Genomic DNA, 909 nt, shown 5'->3' with positions numbered 1-909 from the left:
CGGTCGGTCCTGGAGCCCCTCGCCGCTGCCTCGGTCTCGATGTCCAACTGGTGGTTCGTCCACGAGGGCACCGACTACTTCGGGGCACACGCCGCCGTCTCGCCGTTCCTGCACACCTGGTCGCTGGCGGTCGAGGAGCAGTTCTACCTCGTCTGGCCGGCGCTCATCGCCCTGACGCTCTGGCTGCTCCGGCGGCGTTCGGCGCCCGGTCGCGGCGCCAGCTGGTCGGGGCAGGTCCCGCCGCGTGGCACCGAACGACGCGCGCGACTCGGCATGCTCGTCGTCCTCGGTCTGGTCGTCTGCGCCTCGATCGCCTCGCCCGCCAGGTGCACGCGCCCCGCGATCGGTGTCGCGAGGTCATCGTGGTCGTCCGTCGTCGACCCCGGCAGCATGTGCGCGTACGAGCCCCGGGCGAACGGGTCGTCCTGCCACGCCGTGACGAGCACCGAGGTCGGGGTTCCCACGGCATCGCCGTACAGTCGGCGGAGCTGCTCGAGCACCGAGTCCGCGACCTGCTCCGTGCTCCAGCCGCGGATCGCCCTCGCGGCGGGCCCGGCGGCGAAGGTGAGCAGCGTCGGGACGCCGTCGAGCCGCGTCAGGTCGTACCAGGAGTGCCACCGGTGCCCGGCCGGTCCGAGCTGCCGGATCGCGTAGACGTCCTCGTCCCAGAACCGCTCCGGGAACCGCAGGACGACCTTCTCGAAGGCGTTCATCCGCAGTCGTCCGAGTGCTTCGCGGTGGCGTCCGGGCAGCGGCGGCTCGAGCACCAGGTCACCGGCCTGCAGCACCCCGACCGGGACCGTCACCACGACGACGTCGGCGTGGACGGTGCCCCGGCTGCTCGTCACGACGACGCCGTCGTCGCCGTGATCGACCCGCGCGACGACGTGTCCGAGCCGGACGTGAGCC

Annotated in this window: 1 protein-coding gene; it reads right to left on the bottom strand. The window is 72.7% G+C overall.

The features are described 5' to 3' along the window. Positions 1-143 precede the first annotated feature (143 nt). The coding region (locus I5E_RS05935) for a flavin monoamine oxidase family protein (RefSeq protein WP_022906184.1) at positions 144-909 on the bottom strand (766 nt) is incomplete at its 5' end.

It is taken from the genome of Curtobacterium sp. B18 (assembly GCF_000333375.1).
Classification (GTDB): Bacteria; Actinomycetota; Actinomycetes; order Actinomycetales; family Microbacteriaceae; genus Curtobacterium.
This window is presented reverse-complemented; position numbering and strand designations above follow the sequence as displayed.